At 69.1% G+C, this 25,793-nt stretch carries 23 protein-coding genes, 1 pseudogene and 1 riboswitch; of the genes and pseudogenes, 3 read left to right on the top strand and 21 right to left on the bottom strand.

Annotated features, from left to right (window positions below; all coding sequences use genetic code 11):
- Window positions 1-11 precede the first annotated feature (11 nt).
- Complete coding sequence (gene cobM / locus BLW41_RS06095) at window positions 12-752, top strand: precorrin-4 C(11)-methyltransferase (RefSeq protein ID WP_093117151.1); 741 nt, start codon at window positions 12-14, stop codon at window positions 750-752.
- Here cobM and BLW41_RS06090 read toward each other — a convergent pair.
- Both BLW41_RS06090 and BLW41_RS06085 read right to left on the bottom strand, forming a co-directional pair.
- The gene (locus tag BLW41_RS06090; protein WP_177169366.1) at window positions 749-1,558 is read right to left on the bottom strand and encodes an NYN domain-containing protein; all 810 of its coding nucleotides are present in this window, start codon (window positions 1,556-1,558) and stop codon (window positions 749-751) included. The two genes, cobM and BLW41_RS06090, sit on opposite strands and share 4 nt — an antisense overlap.
- A gap of 175 nt (window positions 1,559-1,733) precedes the next feature.
- Window positions 1,734-2,876: a cobalt-precorrin-5B (C(1))-methyltransferase gene (locus tag BLW41_RS06085; RefSeq protein WP_093117398.1), complete on the bottom strand. Its 1,143-nt coding sequence runs from the start codon at window positions 2,874-2,876 to the stop codon at window positions 1,734-1,736.
- Window positions 2,877-3,009: 133 nt separating this feature from the next.
- On the opposite strand from BLW41_RS06085, the gene BLW41_RS06080 reads away from it, so the two are divergent.
- A complete protein-coding gene (locus BLW41_RS06080; RefSeq protein WP_093117396.1) occupies window positions 3,010-3,786 on the top strand; it encodes a cobalt-precorrin-6A reductase in 777 nt (258 codons plus the stop codon).
- Window positions 3,787-3,817: 31 nt separating this feature from the next.
- On the opposite strand, the gene BLW41_RS06075 is transcribed toward BLW41_RS06080, so the two are convergent.
- The 14 genes and pseudogenes from BLW41_RS06075 to BLW41_RS06005 all read right to left on the bottom strand — a co-directional run bounded on the left by BLW41_RS06075 (window position 3,818) and on the right by BLW41_RS06005 (window position 19,478).
- Window positions 3,818-4,237 carry a TIGR03618 family F420-dependent PPOX class oxidoreductase gene (locus tag BLW41_RS06075; protein ID WP_093117147.1) on the bottom strand — a complete coding sequence of 140 codons (420 nt, stop codon included), beginning with the start codon at window positions 4,235-4,237 and terminating at the stop codon, window positions 3,818-3,820.
- A gap of 71 nt (window positions 4,238-4,308) precedes the next feature.
- Window positions 4,309-5,826, bottom strand: coding sequence for a precorrin-3B C(17)-methyltransferase (gene cobJ, locus BLW41_RS06070; protein WP_093117145.1), 1,518 nt, complete (start codon window positions 5,824-5,826; stop codon window positions 4,309-4,311).
- Between the two features lie 57 nt (window positions 5,827-5,883).
- Window positions 5,884-6,519, bottom strand: coding sequence for a precorrin-8X methylmutase (locus BLW41_RS11440; protein WP_245689047.1), 636 nt, complete (start codon window positions 6,517-6,519; stop codon window positions 5,884-5,886).
- A 429-nt stretch (window positions 6,520-6,948) separates the two neighbouring features.
- A pseudogene (locus BLW41_RS11435) lies at window positions 6,949-7,857 on the bottom strand (hypothetical protein); the annotation flags it as partial.
- A 1-nt stretch (window position 7,858) separates the two neighbouring features.
- Window positions 7,859-8,665, bottom strand: a complete 807-nt coding sequence (locus BLW41_RS06060; RefSeq protein WP_093117142.1) for a CbtA family protein — start codon at window positions 8,663-8,665, stop codon at window positions 7,859-7,861.
- An 11-nt stretch (window positions 8,666-8,676) separates the two neighbouring features.
- A complete protein-coding gene (locus tag BLW41_RS06055; RefSeq protein WP_093117140.1) occupies window positions 8,677-8,895 on the bottom strand; it encodes a CbtB domain-containing protein in 219 nt (72 codons plus the stop codon).
- Window positions 8,896-8,952: 57 nt separating this feature from the next.
- Window positions 8,953-9,072, bottom strand: a riboswitch (cobalamin riboswitch).
- A 116-nt stretch (window positions 9,073-9,188) separates the two neighbouring features.
- Window positions 9,189-9,533: a nitrite reductase small subunit NirD gene (nirD, locus tag BLW41_RS06050; RefSeq protein ID WP_177169365.1), complete on the bottom strand. Its 345-nt coding sequence runs from the start codon at window positions 9,531-9,533 to the stop codon at window positions 9,189-9,191.
- Window positions 9,530-12,010: a nitrite reductase large subunit NirB gene (gene nirB / locus BLW41_RS06045; RefSeq protein WP_093117136.1), complete on the bottom strand. Its 2,481-nt coding sequence runs from the start codon at window positions 12,008-12,010 to the stop codon at window positions 9,530-9,532. Before nirB ends, nirD begins: the two co-directional genes overlap by 4 nt.
- A gap of 2,212 nt (window positions 12,011-14,222) precedes the next feature.
- Window positions 14,223-14,588: a hypothetical protein gene (locus tag BLW41_RS06030; protein WP_143038622.1), complete on the bottom strand. Its 366-nt coding sequence runs from the start codon at window positions 14,586-14,588 to the stop codon at window positions 14,223-14,225.
- A gap of 32 nt (window positions 14,589-14,620) precedes the next feature.
- Window positions 14,621-15,022 carry a hypothetical protein gene (locus tag BLW41_RS06025; RefSeq protein WP_143038621.1) on the bottom strand — a complete coding sequence of 134 codons (402 nt, stop codon included), beginning with the start codon at window positions 15,020-15,022 and terminating at the stop codon, window positions 14,621-14,623.
- A gap of 253 nt (window positions 15,023-15,275) precedes the next feature.
- Window positions 15,276-15,614 (bottom strand): hypothetical protein, encoded by a 339-nt coding sequence (locus BLW41_RS06020; RefSeq protein WP_143038620.1) that lies wholly within the window; start codon window positions 15,612-15,614, stop codon window positions 15,276-15,278.
- Window positions 15,615-15,745: 131 nt separating this feature from the next.
- Entirely contained in the window at window positions 15,746-16,198 is a 453-nt protein-coding gene (locus BLW41_RS06015; protein WP_143038619.1) for a hypothetical protein, read from the bottom strand.
- 1,549 nt (window positions 16,199-17,747) lie between these two features.
- Window positions 17,748-18,596 (bottom strand): hypothetical protein, encoded by an 849-nt coding sequence (locus BLW41_RS06010; protein WP_143038618.1) that lies wholly within the window; start codon window positions 18,594-18,596, stop codon window positions 17,748-17,750.
- A 153-nt stretch (window positions 18,597-18,749) separates the two neighbouring features.
- Window positions 18,750-19,478 (bottom strand): type 1 glutamine amidotransferase, encoded by a 729-nt coding sequence (locus BLW41_RS06005; protein ID WP_093117120.1) that lies wholly within the window; start codon window positions 19,476-19,478, stop codon window positions 18,750-18,752.
- A gap of 42 nt (window positions 19,479-19,520) precedes the next feature.
- Between BLW41_RS06005 and BLW41_RS06000 the strand changes: the two genes are divergently transcribed.
- Window positions 19,521-20,351, top strand: coding sequence for an HAD-IIA family hydrolase (locus BLW41_RS06000; RefSeq protein ID WP_177169363.1), 831 nt, complete (start codon window positions 19,521-19,523; stop codon window positions 20,349-20,351).
- A 69-nt stretch (window positions 20,352-20,420) separates the two neighbouring features.
- Here the strand turns inward: BLW41_RS06000 and BLW41_RS05995 are convergent, their stop codons facing one another.
- The 5 genes from BLW41_RS05995 to BLW41_RS05975 all read right to left on the bottom strand — a co-directional run bounded on the left by BLW41_RS05995 (window position 20,421) and on the right by BLW41_RS05975 (window position 25,776).
- The gene (locus BLW41_RS05995) at window positions 20,421-21,209 is read right to left on the bottom strand and encodes an SGNH/GDSL hydrolase family protein (RefSeq protein ID WP_093117116.1); all 789 of its coding nucleotides are present in this window, start codon (window positions 21,207-21,209) and stop codon (window positions 20,421-20,423) included.
- 122 nt (window positions 21,210-21,331) lie between these two features.
- A complete protein-coding gene (locus tag BLW41_RS05990; protein WP_093117114.1) occupies window positions 21,332-22,447 on the bottom strand; it encodes a PucR family transcriptional regulator in 1,116 nt (371 codons plus the stop codon).
- Window positions 22,448-22,476: 29 nt separating this feature from the next.
- Entirely contained in the window at window positions 22,477-23,826 is a 1,350-nt protein-coding gene (locus BLW41_RS05985; protein ID WP_093117112.1) for a glutamine synthetase family protein, read from the bottom strand.
- 93 nt (window positions 23,827-23,919) lie between these two features.
- Complete coding sequence (locus BLW41_RS05980) at window positions 23,920-24,294, bottom strand: P-II family nitrogen regulator (protein WP_093117110.1); 375 nt, start codon at window positions 24,292-24,294, stop codon at window positions 23,920-23,922.
- A 21-nt stretch (window positions 24,295-24,315) separates the two neighbouring features.
- The gene (locus tag BLW41_RS05975; protein ID WP_093117108.1) at window positions 24,316-25,776 is read right to left on the bottom strand and encodes an ammonium transporter; all 1,461 of its coding nucleotides are present in this window, start codon (window positions 25,774-25,776) and stop codon (window positions 24,316-24,318) included.
- Between the last annotated feature and the right edge of the window lie 17 nt (window positions 25,777-25,793).

Raw genomic sequence — 25,793 nt, 5'->3', positions numbered from 1 at the left:
CATTCGCCCCTGTGACCTGCTTCTTCATCGGCGCGGGACCGGGGGCCGCCGACCTCCTCACGCTCCGAGCGCAACGGGTTCTGGCTCGCTGCCGCACCTGTCTTTACGCCGGCTCGCTGGTGCCACCGGAGGTGCTCGAGCACCTACCGTCGGACGCCCGCCGGATCGACACGCAGACGCTCCAGCTCGACGCGATCGTCGCGGAGATCGCGGCTGCGCACGAGCGTGGTGAGGATGTCGCGCGCCTGCACTCCGGCGACCTCTCGATCTTTAGCGCGCTCGCCGAGCAGGCGCGGCGCCTCGACCGCTTAGGGATTCCCTGGGAGATCGTGCCCGGCGTGCCGGCGTTCGCAGCCGCCGCGGCGGCGCTGCGACGCGAGCTGACGGTGCCGGCGCTCAGCCAGACGGTGATCCTCGCGCGCTACGCCCGCAACGCCTCGCCCGTTCCGGACAGCGAACAGCTCGAACGGCTCGCCGAGCATCGCGCGACGCTGGTTGTGCACCTCGGGGCGCACGCGCTGCGCGAGATCGCGGAACGCCTGCTGCCCTTCTACGGGCCCGACTGCCCCGCCGCGGTCGTCGCCGACGCCAGCCGCCCCAGCGAAAAGATCGTGCGTGCGCCGCTGGCGGAGCTTGCGCGACTAGCCGAAGCGGCGGGGATCAAGCGCAACGCGGTGATCGTCGTGGGCCGTGCGCTGGCCGCCGAGGGCTTCCGCGACAGCCACCTCTACTCGCCCGCCCGCGCCCGCTAGGCCGCCTGCTCTTTGACCGCCTGCCAGAAGTAGTCGCGCAGGCGGATCTTCGCGTCCTGTAGGTCGCGCAACGAGCCGAGCGTCTCCTCGGCCGACTCGATCAGCTGCACGTCGATGTCGCGTGGGATGCGCGGCTCGGCGTCGAGCAGCTCGTCGACCTCCCGGCGCGAGGCGATCGCCAGCCAGCGCTCCACGAAGTCGCGGGCGGCCTCGCGGATCGCGTCGTCGTCGAGCTCCTCGAGCGAGCTGCGGTCGGGCAACTCTCGGCGCTGGAAGTGGGAACGCAAGAACTCCTGGTCGAGCTCCAGGAGCTCATCCGCCTCGCGTACAAGCTCGTGCGAACGGCCCGTGCGCTCGCCCTCGACGAGCGCCATCAGGACCACCTGAACGCCCATGTCCTGGGCCGCGCGCACCGCCTCGCACAGTTCCTCGTCACCGCTGAGCAGGTAGGCGCGTGCCACCGCGCGCTCGCGCGCCAGCGTCAAAAGGTCGCGCACGATCATCGTCTCGATCCCCTTCTGCTGGCCGCTCGGGGTGACGCGACCGAGCCGCACCTTGACGTACGGGATCGACTCGATGAGCCGGTGGTCGGGAGTGGGAATACCGCCGCGCGCGCCGTCGTACCAGTAGGTGCGCAAAAGCCGCAGGCCGCGCGAGTGCTCCGCCACTCGCGTCTTGATGGCGTTGATCAGGCCCGCGTAGTTGCAGGCGATCTCCACGCGCGAGGTGGTGCCGTAGAGCACGTCGCCTGCACCCGCGAGCAAGTAACCGGCGTCGACGAACAGGACGCTGTTGGCAATCGTCACGACAACCTCTCTTACAGGTCTCTCGACTACGGGGAACCACGCGGCTCGCCAAGGGAGCCGTCCACCCTCGAACACGAACCGCGCACGGCTCGGCTAGCCAACCAGCCAACCGGAACTGCGCGGAGGCATCTTACGACGGTGTGTCAAACGCTGCTACGCGACCCGTGGGTGCGGCTCAGGGCGTCGCGGCCTCGCCGACGATCCGTCCGGCGCGATCGACCACCAGCACGTCGAGCGAAAGCTCCGCGTCGAGCTCGCGCCGCGCGACCTCGAGAGCTCGTTCGGCAACGGCCGTGCCGATCGCGACGCCACTCGCGCGGCAGCGCTCGAGCACCTCGAGGGCGCTGTTCGCCTGCTCGATCGAGCGCACTAGCCGAGCGTCGGCACCGCGCTCCCGTGCCAGGCTGGCGAGGAACGAGCGGTCGACCTGCGAGCGCGACGAATGCAGGTCGAGCGCTCCGGCGGCGAGCTTCGAAAACTTGCCGAAACCCCCCGCGAGGGTCAGGTGGCGGGGTTTGCGACGAGCGATGTGGCGCAGCGTCGCCTGCACGAAGTCGCCCATGTCGACGACCGCCAACTGCGGTAGGTGATGTCGTTTCTGCGCGGCGCGAGCCGAGACGTCACCGGTGGCGGCTGCGAGGTGGTCGAGCCCTTGGCGCATCGCCACGTCGACGGCTTGCCGGATCGAGGCGATCCAGGCCGAGCACGAGTAGGGAACCACGACACCGGTGGTACCGAGAATCGAGATCCCACCGACGATGCCGAGGCGGGGGTTCCAGGTTCGCTTAGCAAGCTCCTCACCGCCGGGGACCGACAGTTCGACGACGAGCGGTGGTCCGAGCTCAGGGTCGTAGACGAGTCCGTGACGCGCGCCGACGCGCGCCAGCTCGGCTCGGATCATGCGCCGCGGCGCGGGGTTGATCGCCGGCTCCCCGACCGGCACGGGGAGGCCGGGCAGCGTCACCGTCCCGACGCCCGGCCCGGCGCGAAAGAAGGTGCCCGTCGCGGCTTGATCCCGCCAACGGACCGTCGCGCAGATCAGCGCACCGTGCGTGACGTCGGGATCGTCGCCGGCGTCTTTACGCACGCACGCGCGCGCCCAACCGTCGCCGAGCTCGCGAGCAGCGAGCGGGAACGCGGGGCGCCGCCCACGTGGCAGCTCGATCGTGACGGGATCGGGGAAACGACCGCTGATCAGTGCCTCAAAAGCAGCCGCAGCCGCCGCCTGCGCGCAGGCGCCGGTGGTCCAGCCGTAGCGAAGCTTGCCGCGCCGCCGCTCGCCGGACCCGGCGTCAGAAGTCGAGCTCCGCCTTGGCACGAGCTCAGTGTGACCCAAGCGCCCGCCCGATCGCCCACGCAGCAACCTCCCGATCGCGATGCTGCGCCCCGATCGCCCGCCGCGGCCAGCCCGAGCAGGCGCGGGCGGAACCGCGCCGACACAATTCGAACCGATGCCACGATCGGGCGGGCAGCCCCTCGACGGTCCGATCTTGATCCTCGGCGGCACGGCCGAGGCGCGTGAGCTCGCCAACGCACTGGTTGCGAGCGGCGAGCGGGTCGTTTCGTCGCTGGCCGGTCGCGTTTCGCAGCCGCGTCTACCAGCGGGCGAAGTCCGTATTGGCGGCTTCGGGGGCGCCGCTGGGCTCGCGCGCTGGCTCAAGACCCACGGCGTGCGCGCCGTCGTCGACGCGACCCACCCCTTCGCAGCGAGCATCTCGCGGCACGCAGTCGCCGCCTGCAGGGATGCTGGCGTACCGCTCATCCGCATTGAGCGGCCACCGTGGCGCCCGCAACCCGGCGACCGCTGGCACTACGTGCCCGACGTGCCAAGCGCGGCCGATCTGGTGCCGAAGCTCGCTGAACGAGTCTTCCTGACGATCGGTCGCCAGCAGCTGGCAGCGTTCGCGAGTGTCGACCGGTGTTGGTTTTTGATTCGCTGCGTCGAGCAGCCCAACGCGCCGCTCCCCGCCCGCCACCAGCTGCTACTCGACCGCGGGCCATTCACCTTCGAGGGCGAACTGACCCTGCTCGACGAGCACGCGATCGAGCTGCTCGTCACCAAGGAGAGCGGCGGCCCCCAGACGGAGGCGAAGCTGGCGGCCGCCCGCGCGCGGGGTCTGCCGGTGGTGGTGATTCGGCGTCCCCCGCGCCCGCCCGCGGAGAGCGTTTCGAACGCCCAGGAGGCGCTCTCCTGGTTGACTCAGCTAGGCGCGTGCGGCGCCCCCTGACGCGCGCGATCATCGCTGTTAGCGCGCTTGCTCAAGCGCCGTGGTGGCGCACTTTGAGCGGCTCGACAGCGAAGCGGATCCGCACCTCCCCTTCCGCGCGCCAGGGATAGCGGTCGAGGCCCAGGTACTTCTTAGCCAGCTCGTCGATCTCCTGGTCGGCTCCCTCGTGCGTGTCCTCGACCACGCGTCCCTCGATCACCACGTACTCGTACGGGTTCTCGAGGTTCATGATCGTCAGCAAGACGCGTGGATCCCGCCGCACGTTCGCTGGCCAGCGCCGCCCCTCCGCGCTGTTGAGTCGGATCAGCCCGCGGTCATCGACGTGCTGCCAGACAACCGTCGAATGCAGCGATCCGTCGGCGTTGCGGGTGATCAGGTTGGTGAAGTTGGGCGCCTCGGCGAGCTCGCGGGGGCGCCCTTCGAGCCTCCCCTGTGTGGCTTGAGTGGTCATGCCCTAGTAATACCCGCCGGCGCGCGGGCGCTACCAGCGCGGCGCAGCTCCCTTGGCCGTTGCCTAGTCCCTCAGTAGCTGCGCGGGGTGTAGACGATCGCTGGGCGTTGCCCGCCGCGCGCGACGACGCGGGTGCGCGAGGAGCCGACGATCAAGAGACACCGCATGTCAATGCGCGAGCAGTCGAGGTCCGCGAGGGTCGTCACTTCTACCGCTTCCTCCGGCGACCCCAGCGCTCGCGCGACCACTACCGGGGTGCTGCCGTCACGATGCTCGAGCAGCAGCTTCCGAGCCCGCTCGAGCTGTTCGCGACGGGAGCGCGAGGCGGGGTTGTAGAGCGCCAGCACCAGGTCGCCGGCAGAGGCCGCGCGCAAGCGTCGCTCGATGAGCGCCCACGGCTTCAGGCGGTCGGAAAGCGAAAGTACGCAGAAGTCGTGGCCGAGCGGCGCGCCGACGCGAGCCGCCGCCGCCTGCATCGCGGTGATGCCGGGAATCACTTGCAGGTCGACGGCTTCCGCGAGGCCGTCGCGGTCGAGCGCCTCGCAAACCGCCGTGGCCATCGCGAACACCCCGGGATCACCGGACGAGACCACCGCCACCCGCCGGCCCTCGCGCGCCAGTGCGATCGCCTGGCGGGCACGCTCCAGCTCCTGTCGGTTGTCGGACGGGTGGCGACGCTGCCCGGGGCGGCGGGGCACCCGCTCGAGGTATGGCGCGTAACCGACCAGCTCGTCGGCGTCGCAGAGCGCCGCGTGGGCCTCCGGCGTGAGCCAGTCGGGTGCACCCGGACCAATGCCCACGACCGTCACGAGGCTGCGCTCATGCCGCTGCGGTCGTCGCTTGCCGGCCGGGCTGCGGTCGCCGGTGGGCACCAACAGGATCGACATGTACGGCACGTCCCCAGCCACCTCCGGGAGCCGCTCGACGCGCTCACGGTCGGTACTCGCTCGTTCGACGTAGACCGCTCGCTCGGCCACACCGGCCGCCTGCGCGGCGCGTCGGACGCTGCCGAAGGTGCGGCCGAGCTTCAGCACGGTCGCGGCGTCGGCGGCCGCGAGCCGCCGCGCTAGCTCCTCCTCGGGCAGCGTGCCCGGCAGAACGGTCAGCGCATCGTCGCGTTTCGCGAGCGGCACCCCGGCGGCGGCGGCCGCCGCGCAAAAGGATGGAACGCCCGGTACGACCTCGCAGCGGAAGCGCGGCGCGAGGCGCTCGTGCAGATAGATGTAGGAGCCGTAGACGAAGGGGTCGCCCTCGCACAAAAAAGCGACGGTGCGGCCCGCCGCGAGCCGTTCGGCGATCGCCTGCGCCCACTCGTCGTAGGCCGCGACCAACGCTTGTTCGTAGCCCCCTCGAGGGTCTTCCGGCTCGGTCGTAAGCGGGAACACGAGCGGCAGCTCTTCCTGCCCTTCGCGCAGGTACGGCTCGGCGATCGAGCGCGCGACGCTACGGCCGTGACGGGCGCTCGGATAGGCAACAACCTCGGCGCGGGCGATCGCTTTCTGCGCCTTCGGCGTCACTAGTTCGGGGTCGCCGGGTCCCAGACCGACGCCGATCAAAAGCCCTTGCCCGCGCGCGCCGTTGTCTTTCATCGACGGAGCGATCGTTCCGAGTTCCGGAAGTTGCGAGTGTGCTGAACCACCCGGGGCTCACTCCTCCTCGCTGGCGAGCGCGTTGACGGCGGCGGCAGCGATCGCGCTGCCGCCGCGTCGACCGTGGACGACGAGGAACTCGACGAGGTGGCGACGCGCGGCTAGCGCCCGTTTCGACTCGGCGGCACCGACGAAACCGACCGGCACGCCGATCACCGCGGCCGGCCGTGGCCAACCCTCCTCGAGGCGAATCAGCAGCTGGAAGAGGGCGGTGGGCGCGTTGCCGACTACCACCAGGGCCCCTTCGATGCGCTCCCGCCAGAGTTCGACGGCGGCGGCGGTGCGAGTGGTGGCGAGCTCGCGAGCGAGCTCCGCTGCGCGTGGGTCGCCGAGCGTGCAGACGACCTCGTTGTCGGCCGGTAGCCGGCGGCGCGTGATGCCGGCGGCGACCATCTCCGTGTCGCAGAGGATCGCCGCACCGCCGCGCAGCGCTGCCGTGGCGGCCGCTGCGAAGCCCGGCGAGGCCTCGACGTCGTCGGCCAGGTCGACCATCCCGCAGGCGTGGATCATCCGCACGACGCAGCGCTCGAGCGGCCCCGCGAAGCGTTCGAGACGAGCCTCGGCCCGGATCGTCGCGAACGAGCGACGGTAAATCTCGCGACCGTCGCGCAGGTAGTCGAGGTCGCCGGGCACGGCAGCGGGGTGTGCACTCGCGCCGGCTGCAGCGCCTGCGCCCCCGGTACCCCCCGTGGGCGCGCTACTCCCCGATGGCGCGGCGCCGCCCGTGTTCGCGCCTCCGGTGGCGCCGGCGCCCACGCTCCCGAGCGCGCCGGCGGCCGCCTCCACCGACCCGAGCTGGCGCTCGCCGCCGGGGCCTTCAACGACGACCCCCACCGCGGTCGCGACCACGCGGATCGCTTCCGGCCGCTCCGGCTCACCGCACCGACGCTCGCACGCCGACCAGTGCTCGGGTGGATCGCTAGCCCCGCGCACAGCAGCGCGCGAGGCCGCCGCGACGCGGACGTCGGCACGCGCCTTGCCGCACGCCCCGAGACCGGCACAAGCACTGAGACCGACCCACCCCGAGGAGCGATCGCAGACGAGGCCGGCGGCCGTCAAGAGCTGCGCAACCCGCTGCGCCTGCTCGGGCGCGAGGTCGAGCACGCCGAGCGAACGCCAGGGAGTGACGCGCAGCTCCCGCAGCCCCAGCTCGTCGAGCCCGTCGGCGAGCGCCAGCAGCGAGCCGGCGTCAGTACGCCCGAGTGGAGCGAGGGCGAACACCGCCCGTCGTCGGTCACGCTGTTCGATCTCGCCGAGCGGGCGCTCCTGCGACGGCGCGCAGCGCTCGGCGAGCAGCGGCGGGCCGAGTTGCGCGCCCAGCTCCTGGGCAAGCCGCGACGCCCCGCCGGGAAGTTCGTGGACGTTGCGCGGGGCCTTTGTCGCCCGATCGGACAGGCGCAGGAAGGCGCGCAACGCGTCGAGCAACAGCTCGTGTGCCGTCGCAAGCTCACTCTCGAGTCCACTTGGGCAACCACCAACGAGCAGCTCGAGTCGCCGAGCGGGGTCGGCCGCTGCCGGCACGAGTGCGAGATCGGCGTCGGCCCGCAGCCCTAGGCCCGAGCCGTCGTCGACGCACGAAACCAGGCGGTGCGGAAGCGCTGCCAGCCGCTCGTCGGCGCAGAGCGCGCGGTCAAACGCGCGCACGACCCGGTAGGTGTCGAGTGACGAGCGCGGATGCCGCCCCGCGAGTGGACTCTGCAAGAGGTTGCGCACCCGGTCGTGCGCACGCGAGGGCAAGAGACCGCAGCGCTCGATACGTGCGAGGAAGCGCCCCTGCTCGCGCACCGGCAAGCCGCGTGCTTGGAGGCTTGCCCGCGAGGTCAACTCGACGACGCCCGCGCCGAGCCCGGCCGCAAGCGCGAACTCCCGTAGCTGCTCGACGGAGATGATCCCGCCGGGCAGGCGCACGCGCGCCAGCCCGCCGTCTTCGGCGAGGTGCCAATCGAGGACGCCGGGGCAGCGCGACGCCACGTTAGGGACCTCCACTCCGCTGATTTCCGGGTGCCTGGCCGAGGCTGGCGGCGACCGGTCGGCGGGCAGAGCGAGCGAGCCACAGCGGGCGCCCCGCCATCACTCGCTCGACACCCTCGGCGAAGACGACGGCGAAGGTCGCCCAAAGCGCCGCCTGGGTGCCGATGGCCCCGAGGCGGAACGACCACAGCGTCTGCGCAGGGAAGTCGCGCGGCGTCTCGCGGATGGTGGGCAGCACGGCGGCAGCGAGGCCGACCAGCAGCAGGTACAAGAGCACGCCAAGGAGGTGTCCGCCGGCCGCCGTCAGCCGACCATGCGTGCGTTGACGCACTAGCCGGGCGGCCCGCACAGCGGCCACCGCGCAAGCGATCGAGATCCAGATCATCACGAGGAACAGGACGGTGCGCCGGCCGATGGTTTCGGGGTCACCGACGCCCGGGGGGTTCGCCGGGTATTTGGCGAACGGCGCTAGAAACACGACGACGAACGCGACGCCGGCGAGCACCAGGGCAGCGTGCCCCGGCCGACCACCGAGCAGCCGCCCCCACAGCGCCGCGAAGACGAGCGCCACTACGCCGCCGACGGCGGCGCCGTAGACGCTGGTCGCGAGCACCAGACCGACCGTCGCCTGCAGCGCACGCGGCACGACCTCGGGGGCTGCTCCCGCCCCGCGCGCCGCCTCCTTCGCCGCCTCGAAGGCGATCGCCGCGTCGATCGAGGGCTCGGCGAAGAGGCGGGCGAAAAGCGCGGCGCACAAGCCAGCGACCGCCCCCGCGACGAGGCCGCGGGCGAGCAGCGCACGCACCATTTTCTTCGCCCTCAGTGGCAGGGGAAGGCGAGCAGGTGGCGCCCGTCGTGCACCAGCTCGTGCACGAAGCGCCCGGGCGTCAACGCCGTGGCCCCCTCATCGAAGCCGACGAAGTAGACGAGCAGCAGCAGCGCCAGCCCGAACAGAAGCCACGGCCTCAGTTCGGCGAGCGCGATCGCCGGCGGTGTTTCGACACGAGGGGTGTACTCGGCTGCGGTGTCGGTGTTCATGGCTGGTCTCGACCTCCTGGGATGACGCGTCCCGCGGACGGTGTCTCGCGGCGAGCCGAGTCTCCTGGCTTCCGGATCGCAGCTAGCCCCGCCTTCCAGGCTCCTGCCCGTGGCCTCTTGGGGTTCGCTCCCCGGTCACAGTGGCGCGACCGCGCCGGACTCGCACCGGACTTCCTCGGGCTCTCGCCGCCCTACAGGGCGGGGACGATACCGCGCGCGCCGGCCGTCCGCCAGCGAGACACCCTTCACACCGGACGCTCGCTGTCTGGTGCGCTCGAAGCTGCCCGTTGCGCTCAAAGCTCGAGCAGCAGCTCGCCGTCCTGATCGCGCACTCGGTAGGTGCGGACCGACCCTTCGCCACCGGCTGTCACGCGCCCCGAGCGCAGGTCGATCCGCCAGTTGTGCAGCGGGCAGGTCACGCAACCGTCACCGACCAGACCATCCGCCAGCGGGCCGCCGGCGTGCGGACAGGCGTTGTCGCAGGCGTAGAAGCCTTCGGGCAGGTGGAAAACGGCGATTCGGCGCTCCCCGACCTGGACGCTGCGGCCCTCGAGCAGAGGGATGTCGGCGGCGCGCCCGACGCGCACGAGGCGCCCCTCGACGAGCGTCGCCGACTCGCTTGCTCGCGGCGCTGTCATCGCACGCGACCCTCCCCGTCGCCTTTTTCGCCGGGCGCTCCTGCCGCGACCGCCAGCCGCGGCTGCTCGGGCTCGGTGTCGAGCTCGGCGAACTGCTTCGGGTGCACCGGGTGCTTGCGCTCTCGCCATGGATCCGGGTCGCAGGCGGCTTTCGCGATCGCGAAGCGCTCGCGCAGACGGGCGCCCTCTTCGGGGTCGAGTACCGCCCGCTTGACGGTGTCGATGCCGACGCGCTCGACGAAGTCGTAGGTGCGTTCCAGGTACTCCCCGTTCTCGCGGTAGTACTGCAGGAACGTGATCGCGAGTCGCTTTGCCTCCTCGGCGGTTTCCACCCGCGCTAGCAAGTCACCTTTGCGCACGCGCGAGCCGGCGGCGCCACCGACGTAGATCTCCCAGCCGCCTTCGACGGCGACGATGCCGATGTCCTTGACGTAGGCCTCGGCACAGTTGCGCGGACAGCCCGAGACCGCCGACTTCACTTTGTGCGGGCAGTAGAGGCCCTCCATTTCCCGCTCGAGTTCGATCCCCAGGCGGATCGAGTCGCCGAGCCCGAAGCGGCAGAAGTCTGAGCCGACGCAGGTTTTGACGGTGCGGACGGCTTTTGCGTAAGCGTGGCCGGAGGGCATGCCGAGGTCTTCCCAGATCGCCGGCAGCTGCTCTTTGCGCACGCCGAGCAGGTCGATGCGCTGGCCGCCGGTGAGCTTGACGAGCGGCACCTGGTACTTCTCCGCGACATCGGCGATGCGGCGGAGCTCCTCGGGCGTGGTGACGCCGCCGCGCATGCGCGGCACCACCGAAAAGGTGCCGTCGCGCTGGATGTTGGCGTGCACGCGGTCGTTGATGAAGCGCGCGTGGCGCTCCTCACGGTGACGGTTCTGGTTGACTTCGCTCACCAGGTAGGCGAGGCCGGGCTTGCAGGCCCCGCACTCCGACCCCGCTCCGCAGGCCGCGGCGAGCGCCCCGACCGAGGTGATCTCGCGCTCGCGGCAGAGCGCAGCGAGCTGTTCGCGCGTCTGGCGTTTGCAGGGGCAGAGGTAGGTCGGCTCTTCGGCCACTCCGCCCCGCTCGAGGGCCAGCAGCTCGCTCACCAGCGGCTTGCACGAGCCGCAGCCGGCGCCGGCGCGCGTGACCGCCACGACCTCCTGGGTCGAGCCGAGCCCGCGCTCGCGGATCGCCGCCAGGATCTCGCCTTTGCACACCCCGTTGCAGTTGCAGATCTGCGCGGAGTCGGGCAGGTCGGCGGCGCTGGCCTTGCTGGCCTCGGCGAGCAGCGCCAGCGGATCGTCGACTTCGCGCCCGCCGCGGATCGCTTCCTGCAGAAGCTCGTGCCCGCGTGTGTCGCCGAGCAGGATCGCGCCGACCGCGCGCCCTTCGTCGACACACAGTTTGCGGTACACGCGCCGCTCGGCGTCGGCGACGGCGACCGCGCGCTCGGCCTGGGGTCGCCCGATGCAGACGAGGTCGACGCCCATCACCTTGAGGCGGGTGCTGGGGATCGAGCCCTCGTAGCGCAGGTCGTCCGCGGGCGCCACCAGGGTCGCTGCCGCCACCCGCGCCTGCTCGTGGATCGGCGCAACGATGCCGTAGACCACGCCGCGGTGCTCGGCACACTCGCCGACGGCGAGCACGCGCTCGTGCGAGGTGACGAGGCGGTCGTCGACGACCACGCCACGGCCGCACTCGAGCCCGGCTGCGCGCGCCAACTCGGTGCGCGGCCGAATCCCGATCGAGATCACGCAGAGATCGCACGGCAGGCTCGAGCCGTCGGCGAAGCGCAGCCGCAGCCCACGCGCCACGTCGCGTTCGATGGCGGTCGTCTCGTGCGAGAGGAGGACGCGAACGCCAAGCTCCTCGATGCGTGCCGCCAAGAGCTCGGCGGCAGCCGGGTCGAGCTGACGCTCCATCAAGCGGTCCATGAGGTGCACGACTGTGACCTCGCAGCCGCGATCGACGAGGCCGCGCGCCGCCTCGAGCCCCAGGAGGCCCCCGCCGATCACGCACACGCGCACCCCTGCCCGCGCCTGCGCGCGGATCCGTGCGCAGTCTTCGGGCGACCGAAAGACGTGGACGCCGTCGAGCGCGACGCCGGGTATCGGTGGCACGAGCGGGTCGGAGCCGGTGCACAAGACCGCTCGCTCGAACGCGATCCGCTGGCCGTCGTCCAGCTCGGCGAGACCGCTGTCGGGGTCAAGCGCGACGACCTTGCGGCCAACCAGTGTGGCCACGCGATGCTCCCGGTACCACTCGTCGGGGCGCAGCCGCAGCTCGTCGAGGGCCGCGCGGTCGTCGAGCAGCTTGCCGAGCGACACACGGTCGTAGGGCAGGTGCGGCTCGGCGCAGGCGAGCGCGAGCCCGACGTCGGTGTCACGGCGGCGAATCTCTTCGAGCACCGCCTGCCCGGCGATGCCGCCGCCAACGACGAGGATGTCGGTCGAGACAAGCGGTCGTGAAGCGCCGTTGGCGCAAGTCCGTTTCATCGGCCGTGAAGCTACGGACGGCCGCCCCGCCGCTCTTACGACGCGATGTCGAAAACGGCGGCGGCGCTCTCTACACGGAGTCGAGAAGAGGCCGACCCGTGGAGAGCCGGTGCTGCGCGAGAGACGGCGCTGCGCGGCACCTCGCAGACGGCGCTGCACTGCGCGAGACGGTGCTGCGCGGTGCCTGTGAGATGGGGTACACACTCGCCACCCGCTGGGCCTCTCGGCACGGGTAGCTGGTCGCCGCCGGGCCGCGAGCGGCCAGCTCCCGGTGGCGCGCACAGTGTCGATGTCAGGGAGGCGCGGTTCGCGATCACTAGCAAGGCGCGGTTGCTCTCCGCGCTGACTTTCGGACGCAAAACACAGCACGCGCCTTACGAACGCGGGTGATGCAGAGACCCGATCCGGGCCAGCGACAAGCCGGCTTATCCGGACTGACTCGGTCGTAGCGGTCCAACCAGGGACCGCGTGAAAACCCAAGCGGTGGCCGTGCCGCCCACGAGAGGCAGCGGCGTCGCCGCGGGCGGAAGGACCACACTCAAGCAGGCAACAGCCGCGAGACTCGCTAGCAGGTAGATGAGCGCCGAGCGCACACGTGGCAAGCTCGGCATGCGACCGTCAGCGGAAAGCGCCGTACCGCTCGCCGAACGGTTGCGCTCGCGCAAATCCAAAAACAGAGCCTCTGCAAGCAGCCCGATACCGATCGCCGCCGCAATCTTCACATCACCCCTGACCCCGGGCGAAAGCGCCGCATTTAGAAGCAATCCGGTAAGAGCCCCCACAGTCACAAACAACACCGCTGGGAGCGGTCCCGTCGCGCTCGCTCTGGGTCGCTTCCCCAACATCATCACATGTCCAGGCGGCCGCCAGAGAGCCACCAACGGCGCCGTGCTAGCCGCCTACCGTAAGCCAGCCAACGATCACTCCCCTTGCGCAGCGACGCGCCAGACACCCCCCACAACGGGTCCACGACGATCGGGTAGGCGTCATCGCCGGCGCCGGTACCTGAGAGTGGAAAATCAAGGTAGATCGCGTTCTGGCCGGTGACCGAGCACCCGGCAACCCTCCCACCGCACACTTCGCAGCGCATCGAGCGCAGTGAAACCCGTCCGCAAGCCGCGCCTGCGTTGTAGCTAGTTCTTTCCGGCCAATGGACAGCGCTGCCGACCACGCTGCGATCCTAACGTTTGAGAAGGTGACGCAAGAGATCGGAGCTCCTTAGCCTGCGCCACATCAGCACAGCCACCAGAGACCCGACTAAAGCCGCCGTGAAGTCGTAAAGCAAGAGACGTGTGATGCGATGATGGCCCAGGAGCAGGACCGGCGCCAGAATGAGAGGCAGCGTGATCAACCCGGCAATCACGCTGTACACGAGATGTTGACGAAGATCACGGGGTCGCTCGTTCGGCCCTAAGCGCAAGTGCAAAATCCGTTGGCCTAAATAGTGAAACGCACGCATGAGATCAATTCCAGTGGGTCCCGAGCGCTGCCGAACCGCACGCGATGATGCCCGGCACCACCGCAGATACTCTGGTCAAGACACCGGTCAGCGCCGACCCCGCACCTGCGATCACACAAGCGCGGACATGGTGACGTCCGAAAATCCGCCTCACCCATCCCCAGAACGGCGCATGAGGACGGGCTGCCCTCAGTGCCAGCGGTGCCCCGCCGTCGCGCGTCAGCACCACCCGATGCGAACGGGGCCGCCTCACTTCCGTGACGCGCTGTCGCTTGCAAATCGATGCACAATCCTGATGAGTCGTAACCCAAGACCCGCTAGCAACAGCGCAGCTACCCCAGCGACGACCTGGGCTAAGTACTCTGGGAGCGCAAAACCCGTGTGGAGAAGACGGCCACCACCTAGCAACCCTCCTGCAAAAATCAGCATACGTGGCACCCTCCTAGCGACGCCTCCCAGGTACCCGCGGAAGCCAGAGCCCCTGGCGTGATCATAGGCCGGGAACGCAAGCGTAATTCCCACTAGCAGACTGATCCACATGCGCTCGTCGCGAGAAAGACCCATAGCGCTATCAAGCCGCTCCAGCAAGATGGCGACGGTAAGACTGGTGAGAAGCAAGATAGCCAGAAATCGTACTGAGCGCCGACGCGATGGCGAGGCACTCGAAAACAGAGGCGCAGTTGGGGGGTTCGTCGGCGGGCTTATCTTGTTTAGGCTCGACATGTTCGTATTATCCGAACAGATCTCCGCGCTTTAATCGAAGATCGCACCGACCACGCATCCAGCCCCGGCCGCGAGGCCCAGCACACGCGGATCCCGCGCCCCCTGAATCGCGGTGCTAATGGCATTCGCAGCAGCGGATTTCGCACAACCCTTGACTCGACGTTTTAACCACCCCCAGAACGGATCGACCACGATCGGGTAGGCGTAGTTCCCTGTGGTGTGGGGGACGTGCAGGGTGAGGGTGTTGCCGTTCACGCTCGCTGTCACGGGCACAGGCTTGCCGTTCGCATCGTGGGCTTGCGGTGGGGTTGCGACCGCCACCGGGTTCATGCTGCTGTTGACGATAGGCCATGCGGCAGAGCTCGCCTCGCTGCGCTGCACCAGCAGACGTGTCACGACCTCCCTGTGGCGAGCCGCTGTGGAGTCCCTCAACGAACATCTCTAGCGCTAGCGCGACCACTCAAGATCGCGGCCACCAGGTGGATGCCGACAAGCACGACCATGACGCTCGCATAACCGCGGATCCAGCCCGACACCAGATCGGGCCACCCGAACGCAGCCACCGAGAAGAGCCTGAGCAGCGTCAAGTCCTCGGCGATCACGACCGCGCCAAAACGCTGTCGATCGCGCGCCGCAAAAACCCCGATGAGCGCCGCTACCACAGGCCTATCAACATCCCTTAGGTAGCGGCCCATTTGCACAACCGCTAGCACCAGCCCACCTGTCACCACAAGTGCCATCGCAGCGACCACCAAACCCCCGGAAAGCACCGAAAACACAAGCAGGCAGACAGCGACCACCGCCAGGACACAGTTCACCGCCAGCCGCACAGCGCCAAGAGCCCACCGAAACCGCAGCAAGCCCGCTGCAACCCGAGTCGCCAACCGCGAGCTCACGTCACCACCGAGTCCCTTTGGCTTCGCTCAGGGTGCTAGCGGCAGCATGCGGCGAAGCAGCGCGACCCGCGCCCGTCGCGTCGGTCGACTGCTGATGGCTGCTCCGCCTGTCGAGCGCAGCCGCACACTCTCTGCCTAACAGCCCAGCAGCAATCGCTCCCCTCGGCCCGCCGCGATAGCCATGCCCTTAACGCTCGACCACCGGCCCCCCGCGGCGACGCCGTCTGCCGACAAGCACCGCCGCCTGCGCAAGCAGTGCAGACAGCAACACCGACGGCAGCGCCGCCCCCTCCCACGTGGCCGGCGCGACGGCAAGCGCAATCCCGTTCATGATCACGACGACCGAAATTCCCACGACCAGGGAGTACACCGCCCGGTCGGTCAGGCCAGAGCACCGCGCCGCACCCACCCCCGAGCTTCCCTCCCGACACCCCAAGAGAACAAGCGCAACCCCAACCAGCAGTGCCGGTGCTGCGGTCACAAGCGACGCCACGAGCGCACCCGCCCGCTCCCACACCCCGCTCACGAGCGACGCCGACACAAGGCATGCGACGAACGTCCCGACCTCGACCCACCTTCCGCGCCTAGCTGCCGAAGCGGACCGACGCGCTCCAGGCACTCCACGTCCTCCAGCCCCGTCTGTGACCGCTCCGCTCATCACAGCACTCCAGAAGCCTTACCGATGCACCCGGCAACTGCACCCTGCCAGCTCTTCGTGAGAAGCCCGTACACGATGGCACCCCCCGCACACTTTTTGAGATGTTTCTTCACCCATCCCCAGAACGGGTCGACTACGATCGGGTAGGCCCAGTCGCCGGTGGTGTGGGGCACATGCAGGGTGAGGGTGTTGCCGTTCACGCTCGCGGTCACCGGGACGGGGTTGCCGTTCGCATCGTGGGCTTGCGGTGGGGTTGCGACCGCCACCGGGCTGCCTTCAGGATCGACGATAGCGACCGCCCCCGAGTCGAGCAAAACAAGCCGCTGCCCCTCGCCCCGCAGATCGACGGTGTAGCTGTAATCCTCAGGCGACTCGGGGCCGCGGATCTGCACGAACGCGTCGCTCGCGCTCTCACGGGCATCCTGAGGTAGCAAAAGTAGCCGGGACCTCACCAAAGCGCGTGCGAAAGCCGCGAGCGTTACACGTCGCTCGGCGGGCTGGCATGCCTCCCCCTACGGACACCGTCACACCGACCTCTCCAGCGCCCAACGACATATTCCCCGAGCGCCCCGACCGACGCGACGACGAACGCTATCCCCAAAAACAGATCGCCTCTACCCGTGCGCGATGACTCGCTGATCAATGCCGCGCCGATCGCCACGCCCGACGACAGCGACGCCGCTCGAAGCGGGAATCGCTCCCCGCTTTTGGGCGGCACGACCAGTGCCCGCCAACCGTCGCCCCCAGCCCGCAGCCACAGCAACAACTCCCCAGCCGCAACTAGCCCACAGAACACACCGGCAGCGAGGTTTAGCGCGGACCGAGTGACAACACCAGCAACCACCCACACGGGCGGCACAACAAACACGACCAACACAGCCGCATACCACCGCACCCACGCGGCTGCCCTGCTCACGAGCCCCGCTTCACCCATCTCACCCCCAGACACCGTTCAAACACCTTATACCGCTACTAATGATGGGCGGCGGATGCATCCCCTTAACTAGCTCGCGATAGTCCGTCGCGCACACCCAAAAAGACATCCGCTGCTCCCACACTCGGTGCCAACAACAACATCAGTCGAGACGGCCGATCGTGCCCGGTCGTGCCCACATACAGCGCAAGGACAAAAAACGCAATTGCCGCGCCTCGCAGCGAGCGCCTCATCCACCGACCCCCAACAGCTGCTTGAACCACCACCCCGCCCTGACGGGTAGTGCTCCTTCGGCCCACCCGCGATTTCAGCCAACGGACAACTTCAGCCGAACCAAACATCGCCCTCCCCAAAAGTGACAAAGCTGCAAGCGCACACAGCATCCGCGCTAGAAGCCCCTCCAGGTCAACGAGACCCACATAGAGCACCGCCATCGCCGCGATGAAAAAAACCACCCCCTCTATAAGAGGGCGCCATAACTTCAACGCAACCAGCGCGCGCGATCCCCCACAAGCCGTGTCGCTGCCGCCCAATCGTCTACCGTTCGCCATATCAGCCGACCCGTCTCACAACCGAAGAACGCCTACCCCGCCCCTACGGCCAACACAGCACAAGAGCTTCCGCTCCCCGCTTGACTGAGGGGCGGCTCACGAATTCCGCCGCGGAATCGACACATAGATACGCACGCGCAGCCGGGAAAAGCCACCTGCCTGCAAACCGCGCAGCGCGCTTCACCCACCCCCGTAACGGGTCCACGACGATCGGGTCGGCGTAGTTGCCTGCGATCCTCACTGGGTCGACAGTCAGGCGACTGCTTACCGGTGAACCAACCATCTCTATCCAGCTCACGTCCGTGGCCGAGCTCCCGACATAAGGCTAGACACCAAGCTGGTTTCTGAAAAGGCGGCGATACACGTGGTCCAGCAGCTGCACGAGCCACATCGCGACAAACAAACTCGCGATCGGAGCGATCCATCCCAGCGTCCGCACCTCATGCCTCCAAAACAAGGCGATTGCCAGGTATAAACATCCCCAAAGCACAGCTGCAAGCGGCCGCGGCATCCCCATCACCCCGCAGCCACGTAGCAGCCAGCAGCAGCGCCGATAGCTGCACCCCACCAGCCCAACCGTGATCCGCTGACCGCACCGAGGAACCCTCCAGCTGCACACTTCGCAGCGCGCCTAAACCAATGCCAGAACGGATCGACCACGATCGGGTAGGCGTAGTTCCCTGTGGTGTGGGGGACGTGCAGGGTGAGGGTGTTGCCGTTCACGCTCGCTGTCACGGGCACAGGCTTGCCGTTCGCATCGTGGGCTTGCGGTGGGGTTGCGACCGCCACCGGGTTGCCGTCAGGGTCGACGATAGCGACCGCCCCCGAGTCGAGCAAAACAAGCCGCTGCCCCTCGCCCCGCAGATCGACGGTGTAGCTGTAATCCTCAGGCGACTCCGGCCCGCGGATCTGCACGAACGTCTCCAAACCAAGCGCGTTCGCCTTCACCACCTGGTCCGCACCCGGCTGGGTGTTCGCGAAAACAACCGCGTCACCGGCCCGCACCCCCGCATCCGCGTCCGGCGAAACGCCCTGCGGTCTGACCACAAGATCCGGAGCGTCGCCCGCACCCTCAAGCGCAAACCCACCCCCAGCGCTCGCAGACACCCGCGCATCCACCCCAGCGCCCTCAAGGGTGAAGCCCGAACCCTCCCGGCGAAGCGCAGGATCAAGCGTCTCGCCACCAACCACAACCCGCGGCGCCTGCCCCAAAACCTCCGGCGCTGCCGCCCGCAGCTCCGCGACCGCCCCCGCCGGCGTGACATCCGAAGGCTCCGTGTCAGCCCCCGCCTGCGCCGCGAACCCCGCGCCAGCGACGACCGACACACACACCGCCAAACAAACCGCACGCGAGCGAGAAACCATCAAAAAACCTCCTCTAAACCAGAACCGAACCTTGCCGCGCAAACCAATAAACGAGAGAGAGAGAGAGAGACGTCAAGACCAAAACACAAAAAATTCACGCGCCAGGGGCGAGCGGCGCCGGGCGAACGGCCGCCTACGACATCCCGCTAGCCCCTACGACATCCCGCTCGCTCGCTCCGCGCACGCGCGCGCGAACGCGCGGAAGGCGCGGTCGCCGCGGCGTGCGAGCTCCGCGGCGTGGGCGCCCGCGGCAGCCGTAAGCAAGCGCTCGAACTGTGGACCGAGCGCGTCACGAGCCTCGCGCCGCATCACCGGCTCGCGCAGCCACTGAGCCACGAGCTCCTCGTCGGCCTCGGCGTGGAACAGGAGCCCCCATGCGCGATCGCCGAGGCGGAACGCCTGGTGCTCGGTGAGCTCCGAGGCGGCGAGCGAGACCGCGCCCGCCGGCAGCTCGAAGACCTCCCCATGCCAGTGGAGAACGACCGTCTCTGGCGCCAGGGCGCGCACTAGCGGATCGCGCTCGCCCTCCGGCGTCGCACGTACCGGCGCGAAACCGATCTCCGGGTGCGCCCCAGGGCGCACCGCCGCCCCGGCGGCGCGGGCAAGGAGCTGCGATCCGAGACAGACACCGAGGTACGGCACCCCTGCGGCCAGGAGGCGCTCGATCCAACTCAGCTCGGCAGCGATCCCCGGCAGCCGGCGATCGTCGTTCGCCGACATCGGCCCGCCCATCACGACCGCCCCCGCCAGGCGCCCCGGCTCCGGAAGCTCGGCACCGGGCGCGAGCGCGTCGACCTCCACGAGCTCGAAGTCGGCGAGCGCCGCGGCGATGCGGTGGGGCCCCTCCCAAGGAACATGCCGAACCACGCAGACCTTCGCCATGCGGCGGGTCAGCGTAATACCCGCTCGCCTAGCATCGCTCGCGTGCGTGCCCGGGCGGTACTGCTCGACATGGACGGCGTGCTTTACGTCGGTGACCAAGCCATCCCGGGCGCCCCGCAGGCGGTCGCCGCGCTGCGGGAGGCCGGTTTCGCGCTGCGCTTCGTCACGAACACGACGGCGCGGTCGCGTGCGCGGCTGCTCGAGCTGCTCGAGCAGCTCGGGTTCGAGGCGGCTGCCTCGGAGCTCGTCACACCGACCCGACTCGCCGCCGACTACTGCCGCGAGCACGGCCACCGAGCGGTTGCGCTGCTCGCACCCGACGAGTTGCAAGCGGAGTTCGCGGGGTTGCGGATCGCTGCCGGTCCCGACGACGCGCGTCGCCGCGGCGGTCGCGTGCCCGCGAGCGAAGGCTCGGGTCCCGCGATCGACGCGATCGTGCTCGGCGACCTCGGCGAGGGTTTCGACTACGCGCTGCTCAACGGGGCGTTCCGGTGGATAACCGACGGGGCGCAGCTGATCGCGCTCCAGCGCAACCGGACTTGGCGGCGCGACGACGGTCTCGCGCTCGACCTCGGGCCGTTCGTAGCAGCGCTGGAGTACGCGACGCGCCGCCAAGCGGTCGTCGTGGGCAAGCCGTCGCCCCACTTCTTCGAACTGGTGCTCGCCGATCTTGGCTTACCACCAGAGCGGTGCGTGATGGTCGGTGACGACGCCGAGACCGACGTCGCGGGCGCACAAGCGTGCGGGATCTGCGGCGTCTTCGTGCGGTCGGGAAAACACACCGACGCCGACCTTCGCGAGCTCGGCGTGCGACCCGACCTCACCCTCGACTCGATCGCCGACCTCCCGGACGCGCTCGCCGCAGAGCGCTGACCGGCGCTACCGTCCGAGCCTCACCCCCCGCCGGCCTGCCGGCAGCGCCGGGCGAGCGGCGCCAGCGCCCTATCCGGTGACCGCCCGCACGAGCGGCGCGTAGCCGTTCGCGTGGCCGGCCCGGTTCGGGTGGTAGCTCTCGGACACCGGGTTCGAAAGCCCGTTGATCCACTCCACCGCATCGCACACGGCGTGGCCGATGAACGGCGGAATCGCATCCTTGAAAACGAAGTTCGTGCCGGCACGTGCGACCGCCGCCCGCAGGGTGTCGCGCAGCAAGTCGGCGGTCTCGTTCAACCGCTGCTCCTCCGCTGGGCTGAAAAAGGTGCCGGCGTTGCAGTCTTCGCCGTTGAAAAGTCGCGGGTAGCCGAGCACGATCACCCGCGCGTAGGGCGCACGCATCTTGATCGTCTGGTTGACCTGGTCGAGGCGTCCCGGCAGCGTGTTGCGGATAAACGCCTGCGCGCGGTCGATGGCGCCGTTGCAGTCCGACAACCACCACGGCTTCGCGCACTCCGTGATCACCCTCGAGAAGCCGGCGTCGTTGCCACCGATCGTGTACGTCACCCAGTCGGTGCCGGTGGTCAGGCTCGACGCCTGACTGTTGATGAGGTCGGCGGTCTTCGCCCCCGAGCAGGCGGCGTGCACGAACGTCCAACTCGGATGCGCCTGGTGCACGAGGTACGGATACGAGTAAACCGAGCGCTGACAGGTCGAGTCGTAGTAACTACGCGTCCCCGTGCCCGACGAGTAGGAGTCGCCGAGCGCGACATAACGCACCGCGGCGGCCGTTGCCGGCCAACTGAGCAGCGCGACCAGTACTAAGGAAACGAGTAGCCACAGCGCGCGTCGGCGCATCGCATCCTCCCTCCGCATCCTCCCTCGACTCGACCGCTCGACGCCGATCCTCACGGATCGTGCGCCTCGTCGCAAGTCACCGCCAGGGGCGCGGCGCGATCACCGCGGCAGGCGCGGCGCAGTCACCGCGGCAGGCGCGGCGCAATCACCCTGTACGCCTTCAGGCCCAGCGAAAGACGCTCGCGGTGCTCGGTCACGAGCGGGTCGAGACCGGTCAGTTCGCGCACCCGGTCGAGGCGATAGGCGACGGTGTGGCGATGGGTGTGGATCGCCGAGGCAGTGGCCTGCATGTTGCAGTTGTGCTCCAGGTACGAGGAGAGCGTCGCGACCAGCTGCGTCCCGTACTGCTCGTCGTAGCGGACGAGCGGCGCGACCGTGCGCTCGTAGAGGTCGCGCACCTCCTCGGGATGGCTGACAAGCGCGCGAAACAAAAGGCGGTAGGCGCCGTCGTTGATCGCCTCGGGGGTCGCCTCCCCGCCCGCCGCTTTCACTTCGAGCACGAGCTCGGCTTCTTCGAGCGCCCGGCGCGCGTCGGCGGCGTCGCGGTAGACCGACGACACCCCGGCTACAGCGCCTCCCGGCAGGCGGCTCGCCAGCCGTTCGACCGGCCCGCGTTCGCCCGCCAAGAGCGCGTACACGCGGCCGTCGATGGCCTGTGCGATCGAGTCGGCGCGCTCGCTGCGCAGGGCGGCGATCACCCGTCCCGCGACCGGGCCACCGGGATCCGCGCAGAGCGCCACGTAGCCCTTCGAGAGGTCACACCCGAGGCGCTTAGCGGCGCGAAGAATTGCCTGCGCGTCCTGCTCCTCGCCGCGCAGCACGCGCTCGAGGAAGGCTCCGCGCAGCGACTGCGCGGTCTCCTCGCGGGCGTCGGCTACCGCCACCTCGGTGAGCGCGGCGATCGCCGCCATGTGCAGGTACTCGGCGGCCTCGTCCGAGCCCTCACCGAGCAGCAGCACGTAGCCGACCTCCTGACCACCCGAAGAGATCGGCACCTCGGCCGTCACCTCCGGCGGGCGCTCGACCTCAGCGCCACGCAAGCGCGCCGCCACGTAGCGCTCGAAGCGCTGCCAGGACGCCTCGGCGGTGCCGAGGCGGGGAACGATCAGCGCGACCGGTGCCCCGACGTAGCGGGAGGCGATCCGCGCCAGGCCCCGCAGTCCCTCGCCCGCCAACACCGCACCCACCATCTCGAGATGGGCGCCGCGCGGCGTGGCGAGTCGACCCGGGCCGGACACGGATCGCCTCTACCCCGCTCGTCTGCCGTTCAGGTGACCGGCAGGTAGCGCTGGATCTCCCAGGGCGTGACCTGCACCCGGTACTCCAGCCACTCCTCGCGCTTAAGGTCGACGTAGCGCGAGAAGATGTGCGAGCCGAGGGCCCGCTCGACGAGCTCCGACCGCGCCATCTCCTCGACTGCCTCGCCGAGCGACTCGGGCAGATGGTCGACACCCATCTGCTGACGCTCACGCTCGGTGAGGTCATACAGGTTGCGCTCGATCGGAGCCGGCAGCTCGTACCCCTTCTCGATGCCCTCGAGGCCCGCGTGCAGCAACGCGGCGAACGTGAGGTACGGGTTGCAGGAGGGATCCGGGCAACGGATCTCCGCCCGCGTCGCCTTCTCCTTACCGGGGTGGTACACGGGCACCCGGATCAGGGCCGAACGGTTGCGCCGCGACCAGGCAACGTAGACGGGCGCCTCGTAGCCCGGCACCAGCCGCTTGTAGGAGTTGACCGAGGGCGCGAACAGCGCCGACAGCTCGCGGGCGTGCCGCAGCTGACCAGCGATGAACGCCTTCGCGACGTCCGACAGGTAGTACTCGTCGTTGGGGTCGAAGAAGGCGTTCTCGTCACCCCTGAACAGCGACTGGTGGGTGTGCATGCCCGATCCGTTCTCGCCGTACAGCGGCTTCGGCATGAAGGTCGCGTAGAAGCCGTGCTTCTGCGCCACCTCCTTGACGGCGATCCGGTAGGTCATCGTGTTGTCGGCCATCTGCAGCCCGTCCGCGAACCGCATGTCGATTTCGTGCTGCGACGGTCCGACCTCGTGGTGGGTGTACTCGACGGGGATACCGAGCTCCCGCAGCGTGAACACGCAGTCGCGGCGGAAGTCGGAACCGACGTCGAGGGTCGTCAAGTCGAAGTAGCCGCCACGGTCGAGGACCTCCGGCGCCTGGTCCGACTTGAACAGGAAGAACTCGAGCTCCGGCCCGAGGTAGTAGTGATCGAAGCCCATCTGCTTCGCCCGCTCGAGCGCCCGGCGCATGACGTAGCGCGGGTCACCCTCGTAGGGCTTGCGATCAGGCGTGAGGATGTCGCAGAACATCCTCCCGACCTTGTGCGTCTCGCCCGAGCGCCAGGGCAGGATGGCGAACGTGGAGGGGTCGGGCAGGGCCACCATGTCCGACTCCTCGATGCGGTTGAAGCCAGTGATCGAGGAGCCGTCGAAGCCCATCCCGTCCTCGAGCGCCCCGGCCAGCTCCTCGCGCCCGATCGCGAACGACTTGAGCTGACCGAGGATGTCGGTGAACCAGAGCCGGATGAACTCGACGTTCTCCTGCTCGACGCGAGCGAGCACCTCGCTCGCCAGCTTGCTTCTCTCGTCGACTACGGTCATTGACTTGCCTGCTCCTTTCCTTCGGTCACCTGACTTCTGCAAGCGGGGTGGGCGCGCGGCGCCGTGGCGCCGCGCGCCCACCGACCGGCGGCACTAGGCCCCGGCCGGTATCTCTTCGGCCGGATGGGCTTGGAGGACGGCTTCGCCCTCCTCGCCCGTCCGGATGCGGATCGCTCGCTCGACGGGAAGCACGAAGATCTTCCCGTCGCCGATGCGACCGGTGCGGGCGTGTTTGAGGATCGTCTCCACAACCACGTCCACGTCCTTCGACTCGACGACGATCTCGAGCTTGAGCTTGGGCCGCAGGTGGATCGTCAGCTCCGAGCCGCGGTAGTGCTCGGTGATCCCCTTTTGCCGGCCCGAGCCCTTGTACTCGGCGATCGACAGCGAGGGGAACCCGCGCTCGAGGAGCTCCTTGCGGATCGCCTCGAACGCCTCGTGGCGGATATACGCCTCGATCTTCTTCATCTGTTCGGCGACCTCCGTCGCTCAGACCCCGCTCGGCTGAGGACTCGTCGCGGGCGCCCCGAGACGCGCCGCGACCGCCTCGCCGGCGAGACCGCTCTCGATCTCCGGAGCCGGGATGAACTGCTCCGGGTAGCCGTACATCCCGGTTTCCGAGATGTCGAGGCCGGCCTTCTCCTGCTCGGGCGTCACGCGCAGACCGATCGTCTTGTCGATCAGCCAGAAGGCCGCGTAGGACGCCGCGAACACACAGGCGAACGCGACCGCCACGCCCAACGCTTGCGCGCCGAGCTGAGTGAAGCTGCCGGTGTACCAGAGCCCACCTTTGCCCACACCGTTGAGCTCAGCGAGGCGTGGCGCGGTGAAGATCCCGCAGGACAGCGTGCCCCAGATATCGGCTAGGCCGTGCGCGGAGAGCGCTCCGACGGGATCGTCGAGCACCTTCTCGATTGCCAGCACACCGACCACCACGATCACTCCGGCGATCGCGCCGATGATCGGAGCCGCCCAGTACTCGACGTACCCGGATGGTGCGGTGATCGCGACCAGTCCAGCAATCGCGCCGTTGCCGGCCATGCCGACGTCGACGTAGCGCCGCAGCAGGTAGATCGTGCTGACAGCCGCCACCACACCAGCCGCCGCAGCGAGGTTGGTAACCAGCGCGACCTCGGCGAAGCGGTTACCGATCGCGCCACCCGTTGACCCCGGGTTGAAGCCGAACCAGCCGAGCCAGAGGATCAGCACACCGAGGCCGACCAGCGGCATCGAGTGGCCCGGGATCGGACGCGGCTTGCCGTCCGCCCCGTACTTGCCGATCCGCGGCCCCAAGAGGAGCAGCGCCGCAAACCCACCGGTCGCGCCGATCAGGTGAACGACCGTGGAACCGGCGAAGTCCTGCATACCGATGTTCTTCTGGAGCCAGCCACCGCCGAAGATCCAGTGTGAGAGGACCGGGTAGATGAGCGCTGCGAACGGGATCGAGTAGAGCACGTACGCCGAGAACTTGATGCGCTCGAGCGTCGTGCCCCAGACGATCGCCAGCGACACCGCGCAGAACGCGAACTGGAAGAACAGGAACGCCGCCGGGCTGATCCCCAGCAGCTCCAGCAAGGGGATGTCCTTGGCGGCCTGCGCGGGGGTCGACGACACGTCGAGGAACCAGCCCTTGGTGCCGGCGATTGCGCCGCTGCCACCGAAGGCGAGCGCGAAACCAACCGCCCAGTACGCGATCGACGCGATCGAGTAGTTGGTGAGGATCTTCGCAACGCCGAGACCGGCGTTCTTGGCCCTCGAAAAGCCGATCTCGAGCAGCGCGAAACCGGCTTGCATGAACATCACGAGCACCGCCGCGAACAGCACCCAGAAGGTGTTGAGCGCGGATACGGTGTCGCCCAGGGTTGGGCCCTCCGCGGCGTACGCGAAAGCCGGGACCGCGAGCGCGGCCACCAACGCAGCCGGAAGGGCGCGCAGTACGCGTGTCGTCATACCGGGTCGCCCTCCTT

This window comes from Thermoleophilum album (assembly GCF_900108055.1).
In the GTDB taxonomy this organism is placed as follows: domain Bacteria; phylum Actinomycetota; class Thermoleophilia; order Solirubrobacterales; family Thermoleophilaceae; genus Thermoleophilum; species Thermoleophilum album.
Note: the sequence above shows the minus strand (reverse complement) of the source record. Positions and strands in the feature narration are given on the sequence as shown.